The 18,814-nt window shown below is 76.2% G+C and carries 18 protein-coding genes; 12 read left to right on the plus strand and 6 right to left on the minus strand.

All coding sequences use genetic code 11. From position 1 onward, the window contains the following. The first annotated feature begins 7 nt into the window (after positions 1-7). The gene (locus ACQUFX_RS07845; RefSeq protein WP_428965360.1) at positions 8-379 is read left to right on the plus strand and encodes a DoxX family protein; all 372 of its coding nucleotides are present in this window, start codon (positions 8-10) and stop codon (positions 377-379) included. A 120-nt stretch (positions 380-499) separates the two neighbouring features. Here ACQUFX_RS07845 and ACQUFX_RS07850 read toward each other — a convergent pair whose 3' ends face one another. Continuing rightward, positions 500-2,221 (minus strand): DEAD/DEAH box helicase, encoded by a 1,722-nt coding sequence (locus tag ACQUFX_RS07850; RefSeq protein ID WP_428965361.1) that lies wholly within the window; start codon positions 2,219-2,221, stop codon positions 500-502. Positions 2,222-2,340: 119 nt separating this feature from the next. Continuing rightward, entirely contained in the window at positions 2,341-2,796 is a 456-nt protein-coding gene (locus ACQUFX_RS07855; RefSeq protein WP_428965362.1) for a hypothetical protein, read from the minus strand. Between the two features lie 132 nt (positions 2,797-2,928). Here ACQUFX_RS07855 and ACQUFX_RS07860 point away from each other — a divergent pair, with 132 nt between their 5' ends. The 4 genes from ACQUFX_RS07860 to ACQUFX_RS07875 all read left to right on the plus strand — a co-directional run bounded on the left by ACQUFX_RS07860 (position 2,929) and on the right by ACQUFX_RS07875 (position 6,435). Continuing rightward, on the plus strand, positions 2,929-4,101 hold the full coding sequence (locus ACQUFX_RS07860; protein WP_428965363.1) for a sensor histidine kinase: 1,173 nt from the start codon (positions 2,929-2,931) through the stop codon (positions 4,099-4,101). Next, positions 4,098-4,703 carry a response regulator gene (locus tag ACQUFX_RS07865; RefSeq protein ID WP_428966894.1) on the plus strand — a complete coding sequence of 202 codons (606 nt, stop codon included), beginning with the start codon at positions 4,098-4,100 and terminating at the stop codon, positions 4,701-4,703. Before ACQUFX_RS07860 ends, ACQUFX_RS07865 begins: the two co-directional genes overlap by 4 nt. Positions 4,704-4,733: 30 nt before the next feature. Beyond that, positions 4,734-5,270 carry a 2'-5' RNA ligase family protein gene (locus ACQUFX_RS07870; RefSeq protein WP_428965364.1) on the plus strand — a complete coding sequence of 179 codons (537 nt, stop codon included), beginning with the start codon at positions 4,734-4,736 and terminating at the stop codon, positions 5,268-5,270. A 169-nt stretch (positions 5,271-5,439) separates the two neighbouring features. Then, positions 5,440-6,435 (plus strand): hypothetical protein, encoded by a 996-nt coding sequence (locus tag ACQUFX_RS07875; protein WP_428965365.1) that lies wholly within the window; start codon positions 5,440-5,442, stop codon positions 6,433-6,435. A gap of 22 nt (positions 6,436-6,457) precedes the next feature. On the opposite strand, the gene ACQUFX_RS07880 is transcribed toward ACQUFX_RS07875, so the two are convergent. Both ACQUFX_RS07880 and ACQUFX_RS07885 read right to left on the minus strand, forming a co-directional pair. Further along, a complete protein-coding gene (locus tag ACQUFX_RS07880) occupies positions 6,458-7,666 on the minus strand; it encodes an SLC13 family permease (protein ID WP_428965366.1) in 1,209 nt (402 codons plus the stop codon). Positions 7,667-7,753: 87 nt separating this feature from the next. Further along, positions 7,754-7,975, minus strand: a complete 222-nt coding sequence (locus tag ACQUFX_RS07885; RefSeq protein WP_428965367.1) for a DUF2188 domain-containing protein — start codon at positions 7,973-7,975, stop codon at positions 7,754-7,756. A 325-nt stretch (positions 7,976-8,300) separates the two neighbouring features. On the opposite strand from ACQUFX_RS07885, the gene ACQUFX_RS07890 reads away from it, so the two are divergent. The 7 genes from ACQUFX_RS07890 (at position 8,301) to ACQUFX_RS07920 (ending at position 15,858) form a co-directional block, all read left to right on the plus strand. Beyond that, entirely contained in the window at positions 8,301-8,855 is a 555-nt protein-coding gene (locus ACQUFX_RS07890) for an ABC transporter permease (protein ID WP_428965368.1), read from the plus strand. Then, a complete protein-coding gene (locus tag ACQUFX_RS07895) occupies positions 8,852-9,670 on the plus strand; it encodes an ABC transporter ATP-binding protein (protein WP_428965370.1) in 819 nt (272 codons plus the stop codon). Before ACQUFX_RS07890 ends, ACQUFX_RS07895 begins: the two co-directional genes overlap by 4 nt. Continuing rightward, a complete protein-coding gene (locus ACQUFX_RS07900; RefSeq protein WP_428965371.1) occupies positions 9,667-10,233 on the plus strand; it encodes an amidohydrolase family protein in 567 nt (188 codons plus the stop codon). Before ACQUFX_RS07895 ends, ACQUFX_RS07900 begins: the two co-directional genes overlap by 4 nt. Positions 10,234-10,500: 267 nt before the next feature. Continuing rightward, on the plus strand, positions 10,501-11,781 hold the full coding sequence (locus ACQUFX_RS07905) for a sensor histidine kinase (protein WP_428965372.1): 1,281 nt from the start codon (positions 10,501-10,503) through the stop codon (positions 11,779-11,781). After that, positions 11,778-12,461 carry a response regulator gene (locus tag ACQUFX_RS07910; protein ID WP_428965373.1) on the plus strand — a complete coding sequence of 228 codons (684 nt, stop codon included), beginning with the start codon at positions 11,778-11,780 and terminating at the stop codon, positions 12,459-12,461. The genes ACQUFX_RS07905 and ACQUFX_RS07910 overlap by 4 nt, the downstream gene beginning before the upstream one ends. Before the next feature lie 134 nt (positions 12,462-12,595). Continuing rightward, complete coding sequence (locus ACQUFX_RS07915) at positions 12,596-13,375, plus strand: ABC transporter ATP-binding protein (RefSeq protein ID WP_428965374.1); 780 nt, start codon at positions 12,596-12,598, stop codon at positions 13,373-13,375. Positions 13,376-13,380: 5 nt separating this feature from the next. Then, entirely contained in the window at positions 13,381-15,858 is a 2,478-nt protein-coding gene (locus tag ACQUFX_RS07920) for an ABC transporter permease (RefSeq protein WP_428965375.1), read from the plus strand. 68 nt (positions 15,859-15,926) lie between these two features. On the opposite strand, the gene ACQUFX_RS07925 is transcribed toward ACQUFX_RS07920, so the two are convergent. Both ACQUFX_RS07925 and ACQUFX_RS07930 read right to left on the minus strand, forming a co-directional pair. Continuing rightward, the gene (locus ACQUFX_RS07925) at positions 15,927-17,189 is read right to left on the minus strand and encodes a nucleotide sugar dehydrogenase (protein WP_428965376.1); all 1,263 of its coding nucleotides are present in this window, start codon (positions 17,187-17,189) and stop codon (positions 15,927-15,929) included. Between the two features lie 78 nt (positions 17,190-17,267). Further along, positions 17,268-18,671: a serine/threonine-protein kinase gene (locus ACQUFX_RS07930; protein WP_428965377.1), complete on the minus strand. Its 1,404-nt coding sequence runs from the start codon at positions 18,669-18,671 to the stop codon at positions 17,268-17,270. Positions 18,672-18,814: the final 143 nt, after the last annotated feature.

Below are 18,814 nucleotides of genomic sequence, written 5' to 3' on the forward strand. Positions count from 1 at the left end.
GGCGGCGATGACCATCCTGTTGTGGGTACTCCAGATCGGCCTCGCGGCGATCCTCCTCGGCGCCGGCCTCACCAAGGTCAGCCAGCCCACGGAGAAGCTGCGGGACCGGATGAGCTGGGTCGACGGCGTGCCGCCCGGCCAGGTCACGGCGCTGGGCGCGGTCGAGGTGCTGGGCGCGGTCGGGCTGGTCCTGCCGGCGGCGACCGGCATCGCCCCGGTGTTCACCCCGCTGGCCGCCGTCGGCGCGGCGGTGGTGATGCTCGGGGCGGTGGTGATCCACGTGCGCGCCCGGGAGTACCCGGCCGCCGCCCTCACCGGGCTGCTGCTCGTCGCGGCCCTGCTGGTGGCCTGGGGCCGGTTCGGCCCGTACGCCCTCTGACGCCCGGCCCGTACGCCCGGAGCCGGTGCGGCCCGAGCCGGTCGCCCGGCCCGGCTCCGGGCGGGTGAGAAGGGCGCCCCTCTCTACCGGAGGCGTTAAGAGGGGGCCCTTCCTTACCCCTCAGCGGCGGCTGTCGCCATCGCGGTCGCGGCGTACCGTCGCCTTGCGGCCCTTGATGGTGCTGCCGCGCAGCCCGGCGATCACCTCGTCGGCCGCCCCGACCGGCACCTCGACCAGGGAGAACCGGTCGGCGATCTCGATCGAGCCGATCTCCCGGCCGCTCACCCGGGTCTCCCCGGTGATCGCGCCGACCAGATCCTGCGGGCGCACCCCGGCCCGCCGGCCCAGCCCGATGAAGACCTGCGTGGTGCCCGCGCCCCGGGGCCGGGCCGGGCGCCGCTCGGCGCCGCGTCCCTCGCCGCCGGGGCGGTTCTCCCGGGCCGGGCGGACGGCGGCCTGCGGAATTTCCTCGTCCTCGTCGGTGCTGCCGGGCAGGGTCGCCTCGTGGGCCAGCTTCACCGCCGCCAGGGCCACCTCCATCAGGTCGAACTCGTCCGACAGCGACTCGACGATGACCCGGAACGGGGTCAGGTCGTCCTCCAGCAGGCTCTCCCGCAACGCGGCCTGGGTCAGCTCCAGGCGGCGGGTGCGCAGGTCCGCCACGGTGGGGATCTTGTCGATGGTGATCCGCTGGCCGGTGACCCGCTCGATGGTCTTGAGCATCCGGTGTTCCCGGGGCTCGGCCAGGGTGATCGCCACCCCCTCCCGGCCGGCCCGGCCGACCCGCCCGATCCGGTGCACGTACGACTCGGGGGCGGACGGGACGTCGTAGTTGACCACGTGGCTGAGCTGCTCCACGTCCAGCCCCCGGGCGGCCACGTCGGTGGCGACCAGCAGGTCGGCGGTGCCGGCCCGCAGCCGCCCCATCACCCGGTCCCGCTGCTCCTGGCTCATCCCGCCGTGCAGCGCCTCGGCCCGGTACCCGCGCCCGTTCATCGTCTCGGTGAGCCGGTCCACCTCCTCGCGGCTGCGGCAGAACACGATCGCCGCGGTGGGCGACTCGACGTCCAGCACCCGGCCCAGCGCCGCCGGCTTGTGCGCCCGCGCCACGATGTAGGCGCTCTGCCGGACCCGGGGCGCCTCCCCGGCGACCGGCTGCTCCCGGGCGATGAGGATGCGGACCGGGTCGGTGAGGTGCGCCCGCGCCATGCCGTCGATCCGGGCCGGCATGGTGGCCGAGAAGAGCACCGTCTGCCGCTGGTCCGGCGCGTGTTCGAGAATCGCCTCGATGTCCTCGGCGAAGCCCATGTCCAGCATCTCGTCGGCCTCGTCGAGCACCACCGTGGCCAGCGCGCCCAGGCGCAGGGTGCCCCGGGCGATGTGGTCGAGGGCCCGGCCGGGGGTGGCCACCACCACGTCCACCCCGGTGTCGAGGGCCCGCAACTGCCGGCCGATGGGCTGCCCGCCGTAGATCGGCAGGACCCGGGTGCCGAGGTCCTTGCCGTACCGGTGGAACGCCTCGGAGACCTGCACGGCCAGTTCCCGGGTGGGGACCAGCACCAGCGCGACGGGGTCGCCCTCGGTGCGCCCCACGGGCATCCGTTGCAGCAGCGGCAGCGCGAACGCGGCGGTCTTGCCGGTGCCGGTGGCCGCCTGGCCGAGCAGGTCGCGGCCGGTCAGCAGGGGCGGGATCGCCTCCCGCTGGATCGGTGTCGGCTCCTCGTACCCGAGGGTGGCGAGCGCGCCAAGCAGTTCGGCGCGCAGCCCGAGATCCGCGAAGGCGCTCACCTCCTCGGGCACGCAGGGGGTGGTCGGTTCGGTCGGTGCGGGTGCGGAACTCATGGGTAGAGCTTTTCATCACCGCCGTCGGGCCGCGTCGGCGACCGGCCCGACGGCACGCCGCCGGTCGGAACCGGCCGCCACCGCCGGCCCGACCGGCTCCGCTGCGTGCGGTCGGCGTCTCACCCGGTGACGATCGCCAGGATCATGGTCAGCCCCAGGACGAGGTCCAGCACGCCGCACCACTCGGCGTACCCGCGTGGCACCACCCGGCCGACGCGGTGGTGCACCAGGTCCCAGACCCCGTGGCCGAGCCAGCCGAGGGCCACCAGCCACGCGCCGGTGTCACCCCCGACGAGCACCGCCGCCCCGGCCAGTGCCGTGTACCCGGCCAGGCCGATCAGTTCGACGCGGAGCGCGCCCGGGGTGCGCCAGCGGCGACGCACCGTGCCGATCAGCAGGTACCCGGCCGGGAGCACCAGCAGGGTCCACGGCGGCAGCACCGCCGGGGCGAACCAGTTGTCGACGGTCATCAGCAGGGCCAGCCCGGTGGGCCAGCGGTGCAGCATGGTGAGCACCCGGCGGTGCCGCGACGGCGGAGCCGGCGCGGTGGCCGGTACGGTCGGTGAGGATGTCATGGCTCCACGGTGCCGCCGACCGGCGTCCGCCCGACAGCCTCGCGCCGCACGGTTCGGCCGTGCGCGACGCATGCCCGGACCGGCACCGGCGCGGGTGCGGCCGGCGGGGGAACCGCCCTAGGATCGGCGACCATGACGGTGGAGACCGGGCGCGGCGGGCGGGTCCCGTCCGGGGACCGGCGGCTGCGCCGGGCCCGGGTGGTGGCCCTGGTGGCCCTGGTGACCAGCCTCTGGACCAGCTTCCTGCTCCCCGCCGTCGGGCTGCTGCGGGAACCGGACCCGGTCCGGGTCGCCGTCGGCGCGACGGCCGTCGCCGCGTTCACCGCCGCGCACGCCGCCGTGCTGTACGCGGCGGTCACCCCCTGGCTGTCGCCGGTGTGGCGGCGGCGGTGGCACCTCGCCCTGCTCGCCACCGCGGTGGTGAGCGTGCCGGCGCTCGGCCCCGTCGCGGCCGGCTCCTGGCCCACCTGGGCCTGGCTGGGCGCCTCCCTGGTCGGGTTGGCCCCGGTGCTGGCGCGCTGGCCGGTCGCCGTCGTCGCCGGCGGGGCGGCCGTGGCGACCTCGGCCGCGCTGGCCGGGGTGACGGGTGGGTCGATCGGCTCCCACCTGGCCGTCACCGGTGGGGTGGGGCTCGGCGCCGCCCTGGTCAACGCCCTGCAGCTCTGGTTCTGGGACCTGCTCGTCGAGGCCCGGCAGGGTCAGGAGGCCCGCGCCCGGCTGGTCGCCGCGCAGGAGCGGCTCCGTTTCGCCCGGGACGTGCACGACCTGCTCGGGCACGACCTGACGGTGATCGCGTTGAAGGCGGAGCTGGCCGCGCGGCTGGCGACGGTGGACGCCGGCCGGGCCGGCCGGGAGGCCGCGCAGGTGCAGCACCTGGCCGCCTCGGCGTTGCAGCGGGTCCGCGCGGCGGTCCACGGCTACCGGGAGGTCGACCTGGCCGAGCAGCTCACCGCCGTCGCCGACGTGCTGCGCTCGTGCGGTGTCCGGTGCAGCGTGGTGGCGCCGGCCGACCCGCTCCCGCCGGAGCCGGCCGCCCTGCTGGCGGCGGTGCTGCGCGAGGCGAGCACCAACATCCTGCGGCACAGCCGGGCCGGCTGGTGCCGGATCGAGATCACCCGACCGGAGGGGGCGGCCACGATGACGGTCAGCAACGACGGGGCCGGGGCCGCCCGGTCGCCCGACGGGCACAGCCACGGGCTGCGGGGGCTGACCGACCGGCTGGCGCCGGCCGGCGGCACCCTGCGGACCCGGTGCGGGGACGACGGGGTCTTCACCCTCGAGGCGTGGCTGCCGGTGACGCCGTGATCCGGGTCCTGCTCGCCGACGACGAGGACCTGATCCGGGAGGCGCTCGCCGCGCTGCTCGGCCTGGAGGCCGACCTGACGGTGGTGGCCCAGGCCGGCGACGGGCGGGCCGCGCTGGCGGCGGCCCGCGCCCACCGCCCGGACGTCGCGGTGGTCGACCTGGAGATGCCGCCGCCGGCCGGGATCGAGCTGGTCGCCGAGTTCGGCCGGGCGCTGCCCGGCTGCGCGGTGGTCATCCTCACCGGCCACGGCCGCCCCGGACACCTGCGGCAGGCGCTCACCGCCGGGGCCCGGGGCTTCCTGGCCAAGGGGGCGCCGGGCGGGGCGCTGGCGGACGTGATCCGCCGGGTCCACGCCGGCATCCGGTACGTCGACCCGGCGCTGGCCGCCGACGCGCTCACCCTGCCGCCGTGCCCGCTGACCCCTCGGGAGTTGGAGCTGCTGCGGCTGGCCGAGTACGGCACGCCGGTCCCGGTGATCGCCCGCCGGACGCACCTGGCCGCCGGTACGGTCCGCAACCACCTGGCCGCGAGCGTGCAGAAGCTGGGCGCCGCCGACCGGGCCGAGGCGGTCCGGATCGCCCGGGAGGCCGGCTGGCTGTGACCGGGTGGGGCGCGCCACTAGCCTGGCCGGGTGCGTACCGTCGAACTGGTCTGTGACCCGGCGTTGGAGGCCACGGTCCGGGCCGCGTGGGACCGGCTCGCCGCGGTCGGGCTGCCCAGCCTGGCCCGGAACATCCATCCCACCAACCGCCCGCACCTGACCCTCGCCGCGGTCGACGCGTTCCCGCCGGGTGCGCAGGCACGGCTGGCCGCCCTCTGCGCGGCGGCGCTGCCGCTGCCGACGGACCTCGACCGGATCACCGTGCTCGACGGCAGCGCGCCCCTGGTCTGGCTGGTGCGGCCCACCCCGGCGCTGACCGCGCTGCACGCCGGGGTCTGGGCGGTGCTCTCCGCCGCCGAGGGCCGCCGGCCCTGGCACGAGCCGGGCCGGTGGATCCCGCACCTGAGCCTGGCGCTGCGCTTCCGCGACGCCGACCGGCGGCGGGCGCGGGCGGTCGCCGGAGCCGCCCGACCCACCGGCGCCTTCGTCGCGGCGCGCAGCTACGACGGCGAGACCCGGACGGTCACCCCGCTCGGCGGACAGGCGGTCGGCCCGCGGCCGGCGTGACCGCCCTCGGCCTCCCGCTGCGGCGGCCAGGGGCGCACGGAGGCGACGCTCGTCACCGGTCCGTCCCCTTTCGAGACCAAGAGAAGGATTTCTCACTCTTGGTCAGTCTGTGTCCCCTACGGTGAGGTCAGGCTCACCCGGCCCTGCCGGCGGGAGAAGGGACCCCACCATGCGAGTGCCGAGCCGCAGCTCCGGACAGCGGCCCGGCCCGGCCGCGCCCAGCCCCGGCACCTCGACCACCTCGCCCGCCGTGGCCGGGCCGTCGAGATCCGGACCGTCGCGGGGCGGGCCGGCGCTTCCCGACGACGGGCCGGACCTCGCCGCGTACCGGGCGGCCGTGGCGGAACTGCTCGTCGAGATCGGTGCGCTCGCCGATCCGGGCTCGGCCACCGCCCGTCAGGCGCTGGTCGACGACCGGCTCCGGGACCCGGTCGTGGTCGCCGTGCTCGACGCCACCCCGGCCGGCCTCGTCGCCGCCCGGGAGACGCTGTTGCTGGAGCTGGCCCGCTACCAGCCGAGCGGCCGTAGCGCGGTGCGCGACCTCACCGGGCTGGTCCGCTGCTACCTGCTGTCCCGCATCGACCTGATGTGGTGGCGCGACGTCCCCGCCTTCGCCACCGACGCCCAGGTCCGTGACAGCCCCGATCTGGTGGACCTGGAGTGGCTGCGCCGCCGGGACCTGGCCCGCTTCCGCTACCGGGAGGAGCCGACCAGCCGGGTCGGCCGGGCCCTGCGGGCGGCCGACCGGCGGCTGCGACCCTACGCCGCCCCGGACACCGCCGGGGTACGGTCGCGCCGGACCCGGCGGGAGGTGGTGGCGCTGCTCAACGACGTGGCCCGGGAGTTCGCCTCGGCCGCCCCGGCGGGCACCCCGCCGCTCTGGGTGACCAGCCTGGTGCGCAGCGCCGAGGAGCAGTACCGGCGGCGGCGACTCGGGCACCCGGTGCCGCTGCCCGGCGCGCACTGCCTCGGGTGGACCGTCGACGTCGAACTGGACTGGTACCGGCGCTTCGGCGCCCGGGAGGTCCTGGCCGGGATCCTGCGGGACCGGCAGGAGGCCGGCGAGGTCAACGTGGTCGACGCGGGGTCGGTCTGGCACGTCTGCCCCGCCCCGTCCACCCGGGCCCGGCTGCGCCGCGCGTACGAGGTCGAGCTGGGCACCTGACCGAGCGCTGGTCGGCCGGGCGTCAGCGGGTCAGCAGCAACGCCCCGAGCGCGGCCAGGGTGCCGGTGACCGCCAGCACCGCGCTGGTCACCACGAACCGGCGCATCGGCACCCGCACCCCGGCCGCCCGGCACCGCTCGTACCAGAGCAGGGTGGCCAGCGACGCCCACGGCAGCGCCAGCGGGCCGATGTTCGTCCCGATCAGCAGGGCCAGCAGGCGGGTGTGGTCGCCGGTCGGTAGCGCCGCCTCCCCGGCCAGGTACGCCGGGAGGTTGTTGACCGCGTTGGCCAGCAGCGCCCCGGTGCCGCCGGCCCGCAGCACCCCGAGCGGCCCGCCGTCCGGGCCGAGCAGCGCACCGACGAGGTCGTGCAGGCCGGCGCGGCCGAGGGTCTGCACCACCAGGAACAGCCCGGTCACCAGGAGCAGCAGCCGCCAGGGCAGCAGCCGGGGGCGCAGGGTGGCGGGGGAGCGGACGGCGAACCCGGCCACCACCACGGCCGCCGCCACCGTCGAGGCGATCCCGATCTCCACTCCGGCGGCGATGCCGGCCACCAGGAGCAGGCAGCCGGCGACCGCCGTACGGTGCAGCACCGGGTCGGCCGGGACGAGCCGGGGCGGGGCCTCGAACCGGTCCGGCAGCCGGCGCCAGTACAGCAGCCAGAGCAGGCCGGCGGTCACCGCGATCGCGGCCAGTTGCGGCAGCCACATCCGGGCCGCGTACCCGAGCGGGCTCAGCCCCACCCGGTCGGCGGCGAGCAGGTTGGTCAGGTTGGACACCGGCAGCAGCAGGCTGGCGGTGTTCGCCAGCCAGACCGTGGTGACCGCCAGCGGCAGGGCGGCCAGGCCGAGCCGCGCCGCCAGGGCCAGCAGCACCGGGGTGAGCAGCACCGCCGTGGTGTCCAGGTTGAGCAGGATCGTGGTGAGCGCGGCGAAGGCCACGCAGAGCAGGAACAGCCGGCCCCGGCGGCCCCGGGCGGTCACCGCCAGCCGGGTGGCGAGCACGTCGAAGACCCCGGCGGCGGCGGTCAGCTCGGCCAGCACCACCACGGTGCCGAGGAACAGCAGCAGGGGCAGGATGCGGGCGACGGTCGCCGTCGCCTCGGCCCGGGGCAGCAGCCCGGACAGCACGCAGCCGGCACCGGCCACCGCGAGTGCGGTCGCGGCCAGGTCCAGCGGGTGCGGTCGGTGTCGCGTACTGCGGCGGGGCGGGCTGCCGACGGTGTGCTCCACGTCCGCCGATCCTCGCACGCGGCCCGCCGGCGGACACCGACGGGCCGCGTGCGGCGCCCGGTCCCGGGGACCCGGGCCGGTCGCCGGTCAGCCGGCGGGCGGGTACGGGTCGTCGCGGTAGGTGTACTCGGTCTCGATCCGGCCGTCGGCGGTGTGCACGACGAGTTGGCTCGGCTCGTTGCCGTGGGCGACCTGCCGGCCCGCCGCGACGGCGGCCTCCTTCGTGGGGTAGCTGCCGATCGCGTCGCTGCCCTGCTCGACGGCCCAACCGTCACCGTCGGGCACCACGTGGTACTCGTTGCGGCTCATGGTCACGTTCCTCCCCTTCGTCCCGGTCGTGGTACCCGGCCGCCCCGGGGAGGAAACGGGGCCGGGCCCGCCCCGGTCGGGGGCGGACCCGGCCCGTGGGGTCACCAGCTCAGGTAGCTGTGCTGGGTCTGCGCGTTGAACTCGCGGTACTGGACGAGGTGCGCCGTCCAGGTCCGCCAGTCGCGCAGTTCCAGCACGTCCAGGCCCTTCTGGATGTCGCTGGAGTAGATGTGGCCGTTGTAGTAGTACGTCGACCAGGGGCCGCCGGTGATCCGCTGGGTCTCCGACAGCGGGCCCCGCTCCCAGTACCCGATCTCCTGCGGCCGTGGCCGCCGGGCTGCTCATCGGCTCGTCCCGGGTACTGCGCACCCTGCTGGAGCCCGCGTTGGCGTTCTTCCGCGCGCTGCCCTCCCCGGTGCTGCTCCCGGTGCTGCTGGTGGTCGTCGGTGTCGGCGACGCGATGAAGGTCGCCGTGATCGCCTTCGGCTGCCTCTGGCCGGTGCTGCTCAACACCGTCGACGGGGTCCGGGGCACCGACGAGGTCCAACTCGACACCGCCCGGGTGGCCGGGCTGTCCCGGCTGGCCACCTTCCGCCACCTGGTGCTGCCCTCGGCGTCCCCGCAGATCGCCGCCGGGCTCCGCCAGGCCCTCGGCATCGGGCTCATCCTCATGGTCATCAGCGAGATGGTGGTCAGCACCGACGGCCTGGGCCACGCCGTGGTCCGGTTCCAACGCAGCTTCGCCCTGCCCGAGATGTGGAGTGGCATGATCTTCCTGGGCATCCTCGGTTCCCTGCTCGCCACGGCCCTGGAGGTCGTCGAACGCCGGGCCCTGGCCTGGCACCACGGCCTGCGCCGCGCCACCGGGGCGCGCTCGTGACCGCCGCCGGGCCGGCCCGCGAGCCGCTGCTGCGCGTCGACGGCCTGCGCAAGGTGTACCCGTCCGCGCAGCGGCCGGTGGTGGCCATCGACGGGCTCAGCTTCGACGTCGCCGCCGGTGAGTTCGTCTGCGTCGTCGGCCCCTCCGGCGGCGGCAAGTCCACCCTGCTGAAGGTGGTCTCCGGGCTGCTGCCGCCGACCGACGGCCGGGTCCTGCTCGACGGCGCGCCGGTCACCGGCCCGGTACCCGGGCTCGCCGTGGTCTTCCAGGAGTACGGCCGCAGCCTGTACGCCTGGAAGCTGTACGCCTGGAAGACGGTCCGGGACAACGTGGCCCTGCCCCTGCTGGCCCGCCGGGTGCCCCGCGCGTATCGGCACCGCCGGGCCCAGGAGGCGCTCGCCGCGGTCGGCCTGGCCGACGCCGGCCGGGCGTACCCCTGGCAGCTCTCCGGCGGGATGCAGCAGCGGGTGGCGATCGCCCGGGCGATCGTCGGCGAGCCCCGGGTGCTGCTGATGGACGAGCCGTTCGCCGCCGTCGACGCGCAGACCCGCGCGGACCTGGAGGACCTGGTCCGGGCGATCTGGCGGCGACTCGGCATCACCGTCCTGTTCATCACCCACGACATCGACGAGTCGGTCTACCTCGGCGGGCGGGTGCTGGTGCTCAGCCGGGCACCGGCCACCATCCGGGCCGACCTCACCGTCGACCTGCCCGCCGAGCGGGACCAGCTCACCACCCGCGCCGACGCCCGGTTCGCCGCGCTGCGCGCCGAGGTGTTCCGGCTGATCGCCGCCGAGGGGACGGTCCGGACGTGACCGACGAGCCGCTGCCGGTGGTCGACTTCCACAGCCACCACGTCGCCCCGGCGGTGTCCGCCCTCGCCCCGGTCAACGCCACCGACGAGTTGCTGCGGTCGTGGCGGCGGGTGGCCCGGGAGGTCGGCGACGTGGCCGGCACGCTGACCGGGATGGACCGGCTGGGCGTGACGCGCCGGGTGCTCAGCGCCCCACCGTCGATGGTCACCCCCGACGGCGGGTCGATCGCTCCGGGGACCGTCGCGGCGCTCAACGACCACCTGTGTGCGGTGGTCGCCGCGTACCCCGACCGGTTCGCCGGGCTGGCCACGGTCGACGCGTACGCCAGGGAGGCCGGGGCGCGGACCGTCGCCGCCGCCGTCGCGGCCGGGCTGCCCGGGATCGTGGTCGACTGCGCGCACCGGGGGGCGTACCTGGACGCGCCCCGGTGCCGGCCCACCCTGGAGGCCGCCGAGGCCGGGCTGACCGTCTTCGTCCACCCGGTCAGCTGCTCGGCGCGGACCACGTGGCGGCCGGCAGCGACTGGCCGGTGCCCGAGCGCCCAGTCGACCGGGACCGGGTGACCGACGCCCTCACCCGTGCCGGCCTCACCCCCGCCGAGCGGCACCAGGTCGCCCACCGTACCGCCACCACCCTGCTGACCCGCCGCGCCCCGTGACGCCGACCTGACCCACCCCGACCCCTCGCCTGGCCCGGCACCGGCGAGCGGTGTGCGGGTTCCGACGCGGCTGTCGGCGTGTCGCGTCGGAATCCGCACACCGGTTCCGGCGCCCGCCCCGCCCCCGCCACCTGCGGAGGGGGCGGTCGGGGACCTCGTACGCTGGGTGACGATGAGCGCGACGATCCTGCGGACCCGTGCCGTCGTCTTCGACGTGGCCGTGGCCGGCGCGGTGGCCCTGTTCGGGGTGGCGGCGGTGTCCGCCCAGCCCGGCGGCTGGTTCTCCGCCGCGGTCGGGCTGGGCATGGCGGTCGCGCTGCTGTGGCGGCGGGTCCGGCCGGCGGCGGTGACCGCCGTGGTGGCGGCGCTGGCGTTCGTCCAGGTCGCCCTCGGCTGGGGGCCGCTGCCGTACGACGTGGCGGTGCTGATCGCGTTGTACAGCGTGGTCGCGTACGCCGACCGGCTGCGCGCCGGGATCGTCGCCGGGATCGTGGCGGCGCTCGGGGTGGTGCTGGCCGCCGTGCAGACCCCGTCCCAGGTCGCCTGGTACTTCCCGGCCATCTTCTACGGGCTGCTCACCGGGGCGGTGTGGCTGATGGCGCTGAACGTGCGCACCCGGCGGCTGTACGTGCTGAGCCTCGAGGAACGGGCGGCGACCCTGGAGCGGGAACGGGAGGCCGAGGCGCGGGCGGCGGTCGCCGAGGAACGGACCCGGATCGCCCGGGAACTGCACGACGTGGTGGCGCACAGCATGGCCGTCATGATCGTCCAGGCGGACGGCGCCCGGTACATGATCGACCAGAGCCCGGAGACCGCCCGCACCGCGGTCCGGATCGTGGCGGACACCGGCCGGCAGGCCCTGGCGGACATGCGCCGACTGGTCGGCGTCCTGCGGGAACCGGACCCGGCGGAGCCGGCCGCCGAGCCCCCGCCGGCACCCGGGGCCGACGGCGCCGGCGGTGCCGGTGCGCACGACGGCGTGGGAGCCGACCGGGACCGTTCGGCGGGGCTGACCGACGAGCCGACCCACCGGCGACCCTCGGTGACCGAGGTGCCGGCGCTGCTGGACCGGTTCCGCGCCGCCGGGCTGCGGGTGGGGTGGACCGTCACCGGCACCCCCGCGCCGCTGCCGCAGGGGGTGGAGCTGACCGTGTACCGCCTGGTGCAGGAGGCGCTGACCAACGCGCTCAAGCACGCCGGGGTCGGCGCCGGCGTGCAGGTCACCCTGCACCACGCCGCCGACACCGTGCTGCTCGACGTGGTCGACGACGGGCGGGGCCGCGCGGCGGCCACCCCGGCGCCGCCCGGCGGGCACGGCCTGGTCGGCATGCGCGAACGGCTCTCGGTGTACGACGGCAGCCTCACCGCCGGCCCGCGACCGGCCGGGGGGTGGCAGGTCCGGGCCCGGCTGCCGCTACCGTCGACCCCCGCGACGGAGGTGAGCACGGTATGACGGTCCGGGTGGTGATCGTGGACGACCAGGCGCTGGTGCGCGCCGGCTTCCGGATGGTGCTGGACTCCCAGCCCGACCTGGAGGTGGTCGGCGAGGCGATCGACGGGGCGGACGCGCTGCGGGTGCTGTCCCGCGTCGAGGCCGACGTGGTGGTGATGGACGTGCGGATGCCGACCATGGACGGGGTGGAGGCCACCCGGCGGCTCTGCGCCGACCGGCCGGCCGGTCCGCCCCGGGTGCTGGTGCTGACCACCTTCGACACCGAGGCCGACGCGTTCGCCGCGCTGCGCGCCGGGGCGAGCGGCTTCCTGCTCAAGAACGTCCCCCCGGAGGAACTGCTCGCCGCGATCCGGGTGGTCGCCCGGGGTGACTCGGTGGTCGCCCCGCCGATCACCCGGCGGCTGCTCGACCGGTTCGCCGGCCAGCTCGGCCCCGGCCCCGGCGAGGATCCCCGGCTGGCCCAGCTCACCGAGCGGGAACGGGAGATCCTGCTACTGGTCGCGCAGGGCCTGTCCAACGCGGAGATCGCCGCCCGGGTGCACGTCGCCGAGGCGACGGTGAAGACACACGTCGGGCGGATCCTAGCCAAGCTGCGGCTGCGCGACCGGGTGCAGGCGGTGGTGCTGGCGTACGAGAGCGGGCTGGTCACCCCCGGCGGGGAGGGCCGGCGTACGACCTGAGGCGTACGCCGGTGGGCCGGCGCGGGCGACCTGCGGCGTACCCGGGTCGAGCGTCCGGGTTGATCTCGGCGGGTGGGTGCCGGCCATAGCGTCGGAGACGTCCCAGACCCACCATCCGTACGGGGAGTCCCACCGTGTCCGTCGCACCACCCGTCCACGCCACCGCCGGGGTCGCCGTCACCGCCCGGGGCCTGGTCAAGCGGTACGGCAGCGGTCCGTCCGCCGTCGTCGCCCTCGACGGTGTCGACGTCGACGTCGCCGCCGGCCGGTTAACCGCCGTCATGGGGCCGTCCGGCTCCGGCAAGTCGACGCTGATGCACTGCCTGGCCGGGCTGGACCGGCCCACCGCCGGCTCGGTCCGGATCGGCGACGCCGACCTGGGCCGCCTCGACGACCGGCGGCTGACCCTGCTGCGCCGGGACCGGGTCGGGTTCGTGTTCCAGAGGTTCAACCTGCTGCCCGCGCTCAGCGCCGAGGAGAACATCGTGCTGCCGCTGGCCGTCGCCGGCCGGCGCGCCGACCCGGCGTGGCTGCGTCAGGTGGTGACCGCGGTCGGGTTGGGAGACCGGCTGCGGCACCGCCCGGCCGAGCTCTCCGGCGGCCAGCAGCAGCGGGTCGCGGTGGCCCGCGCCCTGATCACCAAGCCGCGGGTGGTCTTCGCCGACGAGCCCACCGGCAACCTGGACTCCCGCGCCGGGGCCGAGGTGCTCCGGCTGCTGCGCGAGGCGGTCGACACCCTCGGACAGTCGGTGGTGATGGTGACCCACGACCCGGTCGCCGCCGCCTGCGCCGACCGGGTGGTCTTCCTGGCCGACGGCCGGTTGGTCCGGGAGCTGACCGCGCCGACCGCCGAGCGGGTCCTGGACGCCCTCGCCCACCTCGACCCGGCCGCCGCTCCGGTGGCGGGGCGGTGACCGGCATGGTCCGCCTGACCCTGCGGTCGCTGCGCGCCGAGGCGGTGCGGATGCTGCTCTCCGCCCTGGCCGTGGTGCTCGGCGTGGCCTTCGTCGCCGGTACGTTGATCTTCATCGACGGGATGCGGGCCGGCACGTACGAGCGGGCCGGCACCTTCGACCGGCACACCGACGTCGGCGTCTACGCCGAGCGGGAACCGATCCCGCCGTCGCTGGTCGAGCGGGTCCGCGCGGTCGACGGGGTGCGCGCCGCCGAGGGGGAGCTGACCGGCACCGCCGGGGTGGTCGGCGCCGACGGCCGTCCGGTGCTCGGCTTCGGCTTCCTCGCCGCCATCCCCACCGACCCGGCCCTGCAGTCGTACGACGTGGTGACCGGGCGGCTGCCGGCCCGCCCCGGCGAGGTGGTGCTCGACGCCGGGACCGTGGCCGACGAGGGCTTCGCCCTCGGCACACCGGTGCGCGTCGGCGGCGACAGCGGGGCGGCCCGCCCGTACACCCTGGTCGGCACGGTCGACGTGGCCGACACCACGCGGGACGTCGGCGGGCCGTTCATCGGCCTGGTCGGCGCCGACGCGCTCGCCCTCACCGGCGGGGACGGCTACGGCCGGATCATGGTGGCCGCCGGGCCGGGGATCTCCGACACCGTGCTCGCCGAGCGGATCGCCGAGGTGGCCGGGGCGGGCACCACCGTGCGGCACCGGCAGGCGATCCTCGACGCCGCGGTCGCCGACGCGGTCCGCGACCTGCGCCAGTTCAACCTGGTGCTGCTGACCTTCGCCGGGGTGGCGGTGGTGGTGGCCGCGTTCGTCATCGCCAACACCTTCACCATCGTGCTCGCCCAGCGCACCCGCCGGACCGCGCTGCTGCGCCTGGTCGGCGCCACCCGGGGGCAGGTGTTCCGGGCGACGCTGCTGGAGTCGGCGGTGGTCGGGCTGGTCGCCTCGGCGCTCGGGGTGCTGGTGGGGGCCGGGCTGGCGGCGGGCCTGACCGCGCTGCTGGGGGCGCTGGCCACCCCGCTGTCCGGGACGCTCACCGTCACCCCGGCGACCGTGGCGGGCTGCCTCGCCGCCGGCACCGTGCTCACCCTCGGCGCGGCCTGCGTCCCGGCCTGGCAGGGCACCCGGGTCGCCCCGGTGGCCGCGTTGACCGACGCGGCCGTGCAGGTCACCCGCCCCGCCGGGCGGGTACGCCTGGTCGCCGGCGCGCTGGTCCTCGCCGCCGGGGTCGCGGCGCTGGCCGGCGCCGCCCCGACCGGTCAGGTCCTGCTGGTCGCCCTCGGCGGGGTGCTGGGCTTCCTCGGCATCGTCCTGTTCGGCCCGGTGCTGGTGCCGGCGCTGGTCCGGGTGCTCGGCGCGCCCGCCCGGTGGCTGGTCGGGGCCACCGCCGGCCTGGCCGTGGCGAACGCGGTCCGCAATCCCCGGCGGGTCGCCGCGACGGCGACCGCGCTGGTGATCGGGATCGGCCTGGTGTCGTCCTTCGTGATCGGCGCGCAGAGCACCAAGGTGGGCATCGAACGCAGCGTGGACGCCCAGGTCGGGGCGGACTTCCTGGTCACCGGGGTCGGTGGCGACCTGCCCGCCGGGGTGGTCGACGACCTCGCCGCACGCCCGGAGCTGGGCGTGGCGCACGAGCAGCGCGGAAAGGTCGTCGACGGGGTCGAGTACCGGGCCGCCCACCCGGCGCTGGTCGGCCGGACCCTGGCCGGGGTGGACTCCGGGACGGTCGAGCGGCTGGGACCGGGCCGGGTGCTGGTGCACCGTGAGCTGGCCCGGTCCCGGGGCTGGTCCACCGGCGACCGGGTCACCCTGCGCGGACGGTCGTTCGAGGTGGCCGCCGTGGTCACCGTCGCGCCGTCGGCGTTCGGCGGGTCGGTGCCGGCCGGGTACCGGGTCGAGCTGGCCGCCGCCGACTTCGACCGGATCTTCCCCGGGCAGCGGGGCCACCTGGCCGAGGTCGACCCCGCCGAGGGGGTGCCGGCCGCCTCGGCGCGGGTCGCGGTCGAGGAGGTGCTGGCCGGGTACCCGACGGTCAACCTGATGGACCAGGCGGCGTACAAGCGGATGCTCACCGGCACGGTGGACATGCTGCTCGCCTTCGTGGTGGCGCTGCTCGGCCTGGCGGTGGTGATCGCCCTGGTCGGGGTGGCCAACACGCTGAGCCTGTCGGTGCTGGAGCGGACCCGGGAGAACGCGGTGCTGCGGGCGGTCGGGCTGACCCGGGGCCGGATGCGGGCGATGCTGGCCGTCGAGGCGGTGCTCACCGCCCTGGTGGGCGCGGTGCTCGGGGTGGCCCTGGGCGTCGGCGTGGGCGCGGGCACGATGGCCCTCCTGGCCGAGCTGGGCGGCGACTTCAGCCTGGTGCTGCCGTGGGGGCAGCTCGCCGGGATCCTCGCCGTCGCGGTGCTGGCGGCGTTGGTCGCCTCGGTCCTGCCGGCCCGGCGGGCGTTGTCCCGGCCGGTGGTGGAGGCGCTGGGCACGCAGTGAGGTGCCGGGGCGGGCGGTGCGGGGGGATCGCCCCGCACCGCCCGCCCCGGTGTCCGGGCGGGGGCGGCTCAGAGCCGTTCGACGGCCGGCCCCCGGCAGCGGTTGCGGGCGTCGAAGACGTACCGGGCGTGCCGGGACACCAGGTCGTAGTCGAAGCAGTCGTGGTCGGTCACCACCACCACGGCGTCGGCGCGGCGCACCTGCGCCTCGGTCAGCTCCACCATGGTCACCCCGTCCGGCAGGTGCTGCGCCTCGGCGTACGGCTCCACCGCGTGCACCTGCGCGCCGAGCCCCCGCAGCAGGTGGGCCACCTCCACGGCGGGCGAGTCCCGCATGTCCCCGGTGTTGCGCTTGTACGCCAGCCCGAGCAGCAGCAACCGGGCGCCGGTGACCGCCCGCCCGGCCCGGTTCAGCCCGGCCATCACCCGCTGGGCGACGTGTTCGGGCATCTCGTGGTTGATGTCGTTGGCCAGTTCGATGAAGCGGAACTGCCGGCCCAGCTTCCGCCGGACCTGCCAGGACAGGTAGCACGGGTCGATCGGCAGGCAGTGCCCGCCCACCCCGGGGCCGGGGCGGAACGGCATGAAGCCGAACGGCTTGGTCTCGGCCGCCTCGATGGCCTGCCACACGTCGATGCCCAGGTGGTGCGAGAGCATCGTCAGCTCGTTGATCAGGCCGATGTTGACCTGGCGGAAGGTGTTCTCGATCAGCTTGGTCAGCTCGGCCACCCGGGTCGAGTCCACCGGGACGGTCCGCTCCACCAGCCGGCGGTAGAACGCGTCGACCCGGTGCAGCGCCGCCTCGTCCAGCCCGGAGACCACCTTCGGGGTGTTCTCCAGCCGCCAGGTCGGGTTGCCCGGGTCGATCCGCTCCGGGCTGTACCCGAGGTGGAAGTCGCCCGGGCTGTGCAGTCCGCTGGCCGACTCGAGCAGCGGGCGCAGCAGCTCGTCGGTGGTGCCCGGGTACGTCGTCGACTCCAGGACCACGGTGGTGCCGCGCCGCACGTACGGGCCGATGCCGGTGCCGGCCTGCTCGACGAAGCTGAGGTCGGGGGTGCCGTCGCGCAGCGGGGTGGGCACCGTGATCACGCAGATGTCGAAGCCGTCGGCGTCGGCGTACTCGGTGCTCGGGTGGTACCGGCCGCTGGCCAGCGCGCGGCCGAGGCGGGCGGTGGTGATGTCCTCGACGAAGGAGTCACCGTGCGCGAGCCGCTTGATCCGGTCGCCGTCGACGTCGAGACCCACCACGTCCAGTCCCGCCTCCACGGCGCGGATGGCCAGGGGCAGGCCGACGTACCCCTGACCGATCACGACCAGCTTCTCCACGTTCACCCGGGCCTCCGCAGCAGGTTGGAAGGTGCCTGCTTATCAGCCTAGAGAGAAATACGCGGTCGTACGTCCGGTTTGGGATTATCGGGGCGCGTGGGGTGCCCCGCCGCCGCTTCCGCCGCCGCCGGTCCCCTCGGTGGTCGGCGGCGGATCCACCGGTGTGGTCGGCTCCGGCTCCGGCTCGGTCGGCGAGGGCGCGCTCGTGGTCGGCGGAACGGAGGTGGCCGGCGGCCGGGACGGGAACCGGGTCGGCGTCGGCTCGGCGCTGGGCGACGGCTCCGGGGTGGGCGAGGGGGTGGCCTCGGCCGAGGGACGGCCCGTCGGGTTGGCCGGGCGGACCGGCCTGTCCCGCTCGACGGGGGGCTCCTCGGCGTCCTCGGTCTGCTCCGGCACCGTGGACGGCACCGTCGCCGGTGCGGTGTCCTGGATCTCCACGCCCTGTTCGCCGTCGCCGGCGGTGCCGGTCGCGCCCAGGGCCGCGCCGAGCGCCCCCAACGCCACCAGGACCGCCACGGCCGCGCCGATCAGCGTGCCCCGGCGCGGCCCGCGCCCGCCGGTGGCGACCCGCGCCCCGACCGGCGGGTCGGTGCGGGTGTGCGGGTCGAGCCCGCCCCGGGGCCGGACCGGGGCGGCGACCATCGCCGTGGCGACGTCGCCGTCGGCCAGCGCGGCCCGCGCCGCCTCGGCCATCTGCGCGCCGGTCGGGAAACGCTCGGCCGGGTCCTTCGCCAGGGCCCGCAGCACCAGCGTCCGGACCGCGACCGGGATCTCGTCGGGCAGCGGCGGCGGCTCGTCGTCCAGGTGCCGCACCGCCACCTGCAACGGGTTGTCGCCGGTGAACGGCGGGGCGCCGGTGAGGCAGCAGTAGGCCACCGCGCCCAGCGCGTAGATGTCCGTCGCGCCGGTCACCGGCCGCCCGGCCGCCTGCTCGGGGGCCATGTAGAGCGCGGTGCCCGGCACCGCGTTGGTGCTCGTGATGCTGGTCACGTTCGTCGAGCGGGCCACCCCGAAGTCGACCAGGACGACCGTGCCGTCGGCCTGGACCAGCAGGTTGCTCGGCTTGACGTCGCGGTGCACGATGCCGCCGCTGTGCGCGGCGTGCAGGGCCTGGGCCGCCTGGGCGACCACCGACATCGTCTCGCCGACGTCGAGGCGGCCGGCGGCCTCGATCCGCTTGGACAGCGGCTGCCCCTCGACGAACTCCATGACCAGGTAGTCGGCGCGCCCGCCGTCGGAGAGCTGGTCCTCGCCGCAGTCGTAGACCTGGACGATGCCGGGGTGACGCAACGCCGCCATGATCCGGGCCTCGGCCCGGAACCGGGCGATGAAGTCCGGGTCGGAGACCAGGGCGGGCAGCAGGACCTTGACCGCGACCTGGCGACCGAGCACCAGGTCCGTCCCCTGCCAGACGTCACCCATGCCGCCGGTGGCGACACGTTCGTCCAAGCGGTAACGCCCGCTGAGTACGACCTCCGAAGACAACACCCGCCTACGGTACCCACTGGGGGCGACGGTGGCGCACCGCGAGGTGGCCGCCCGGCGGGCGGGCGCACGACGTCGCCGCGACCACCCGGAACCCCTGGTGAACGGGTGGACGCGGACGGTCACCCCGGGTTGTGGCGCGGCCG

The organism is Micromonospora fluostatini, from assembly GCF_050410825.1.
Taxonomy (GTDB): domain Bacteria; phylum Actinomycetota; class Actinomycetes; order Mycobacteriales; family Micromonosporaceae; genus Micromonospora; species Micromonospora rosaria.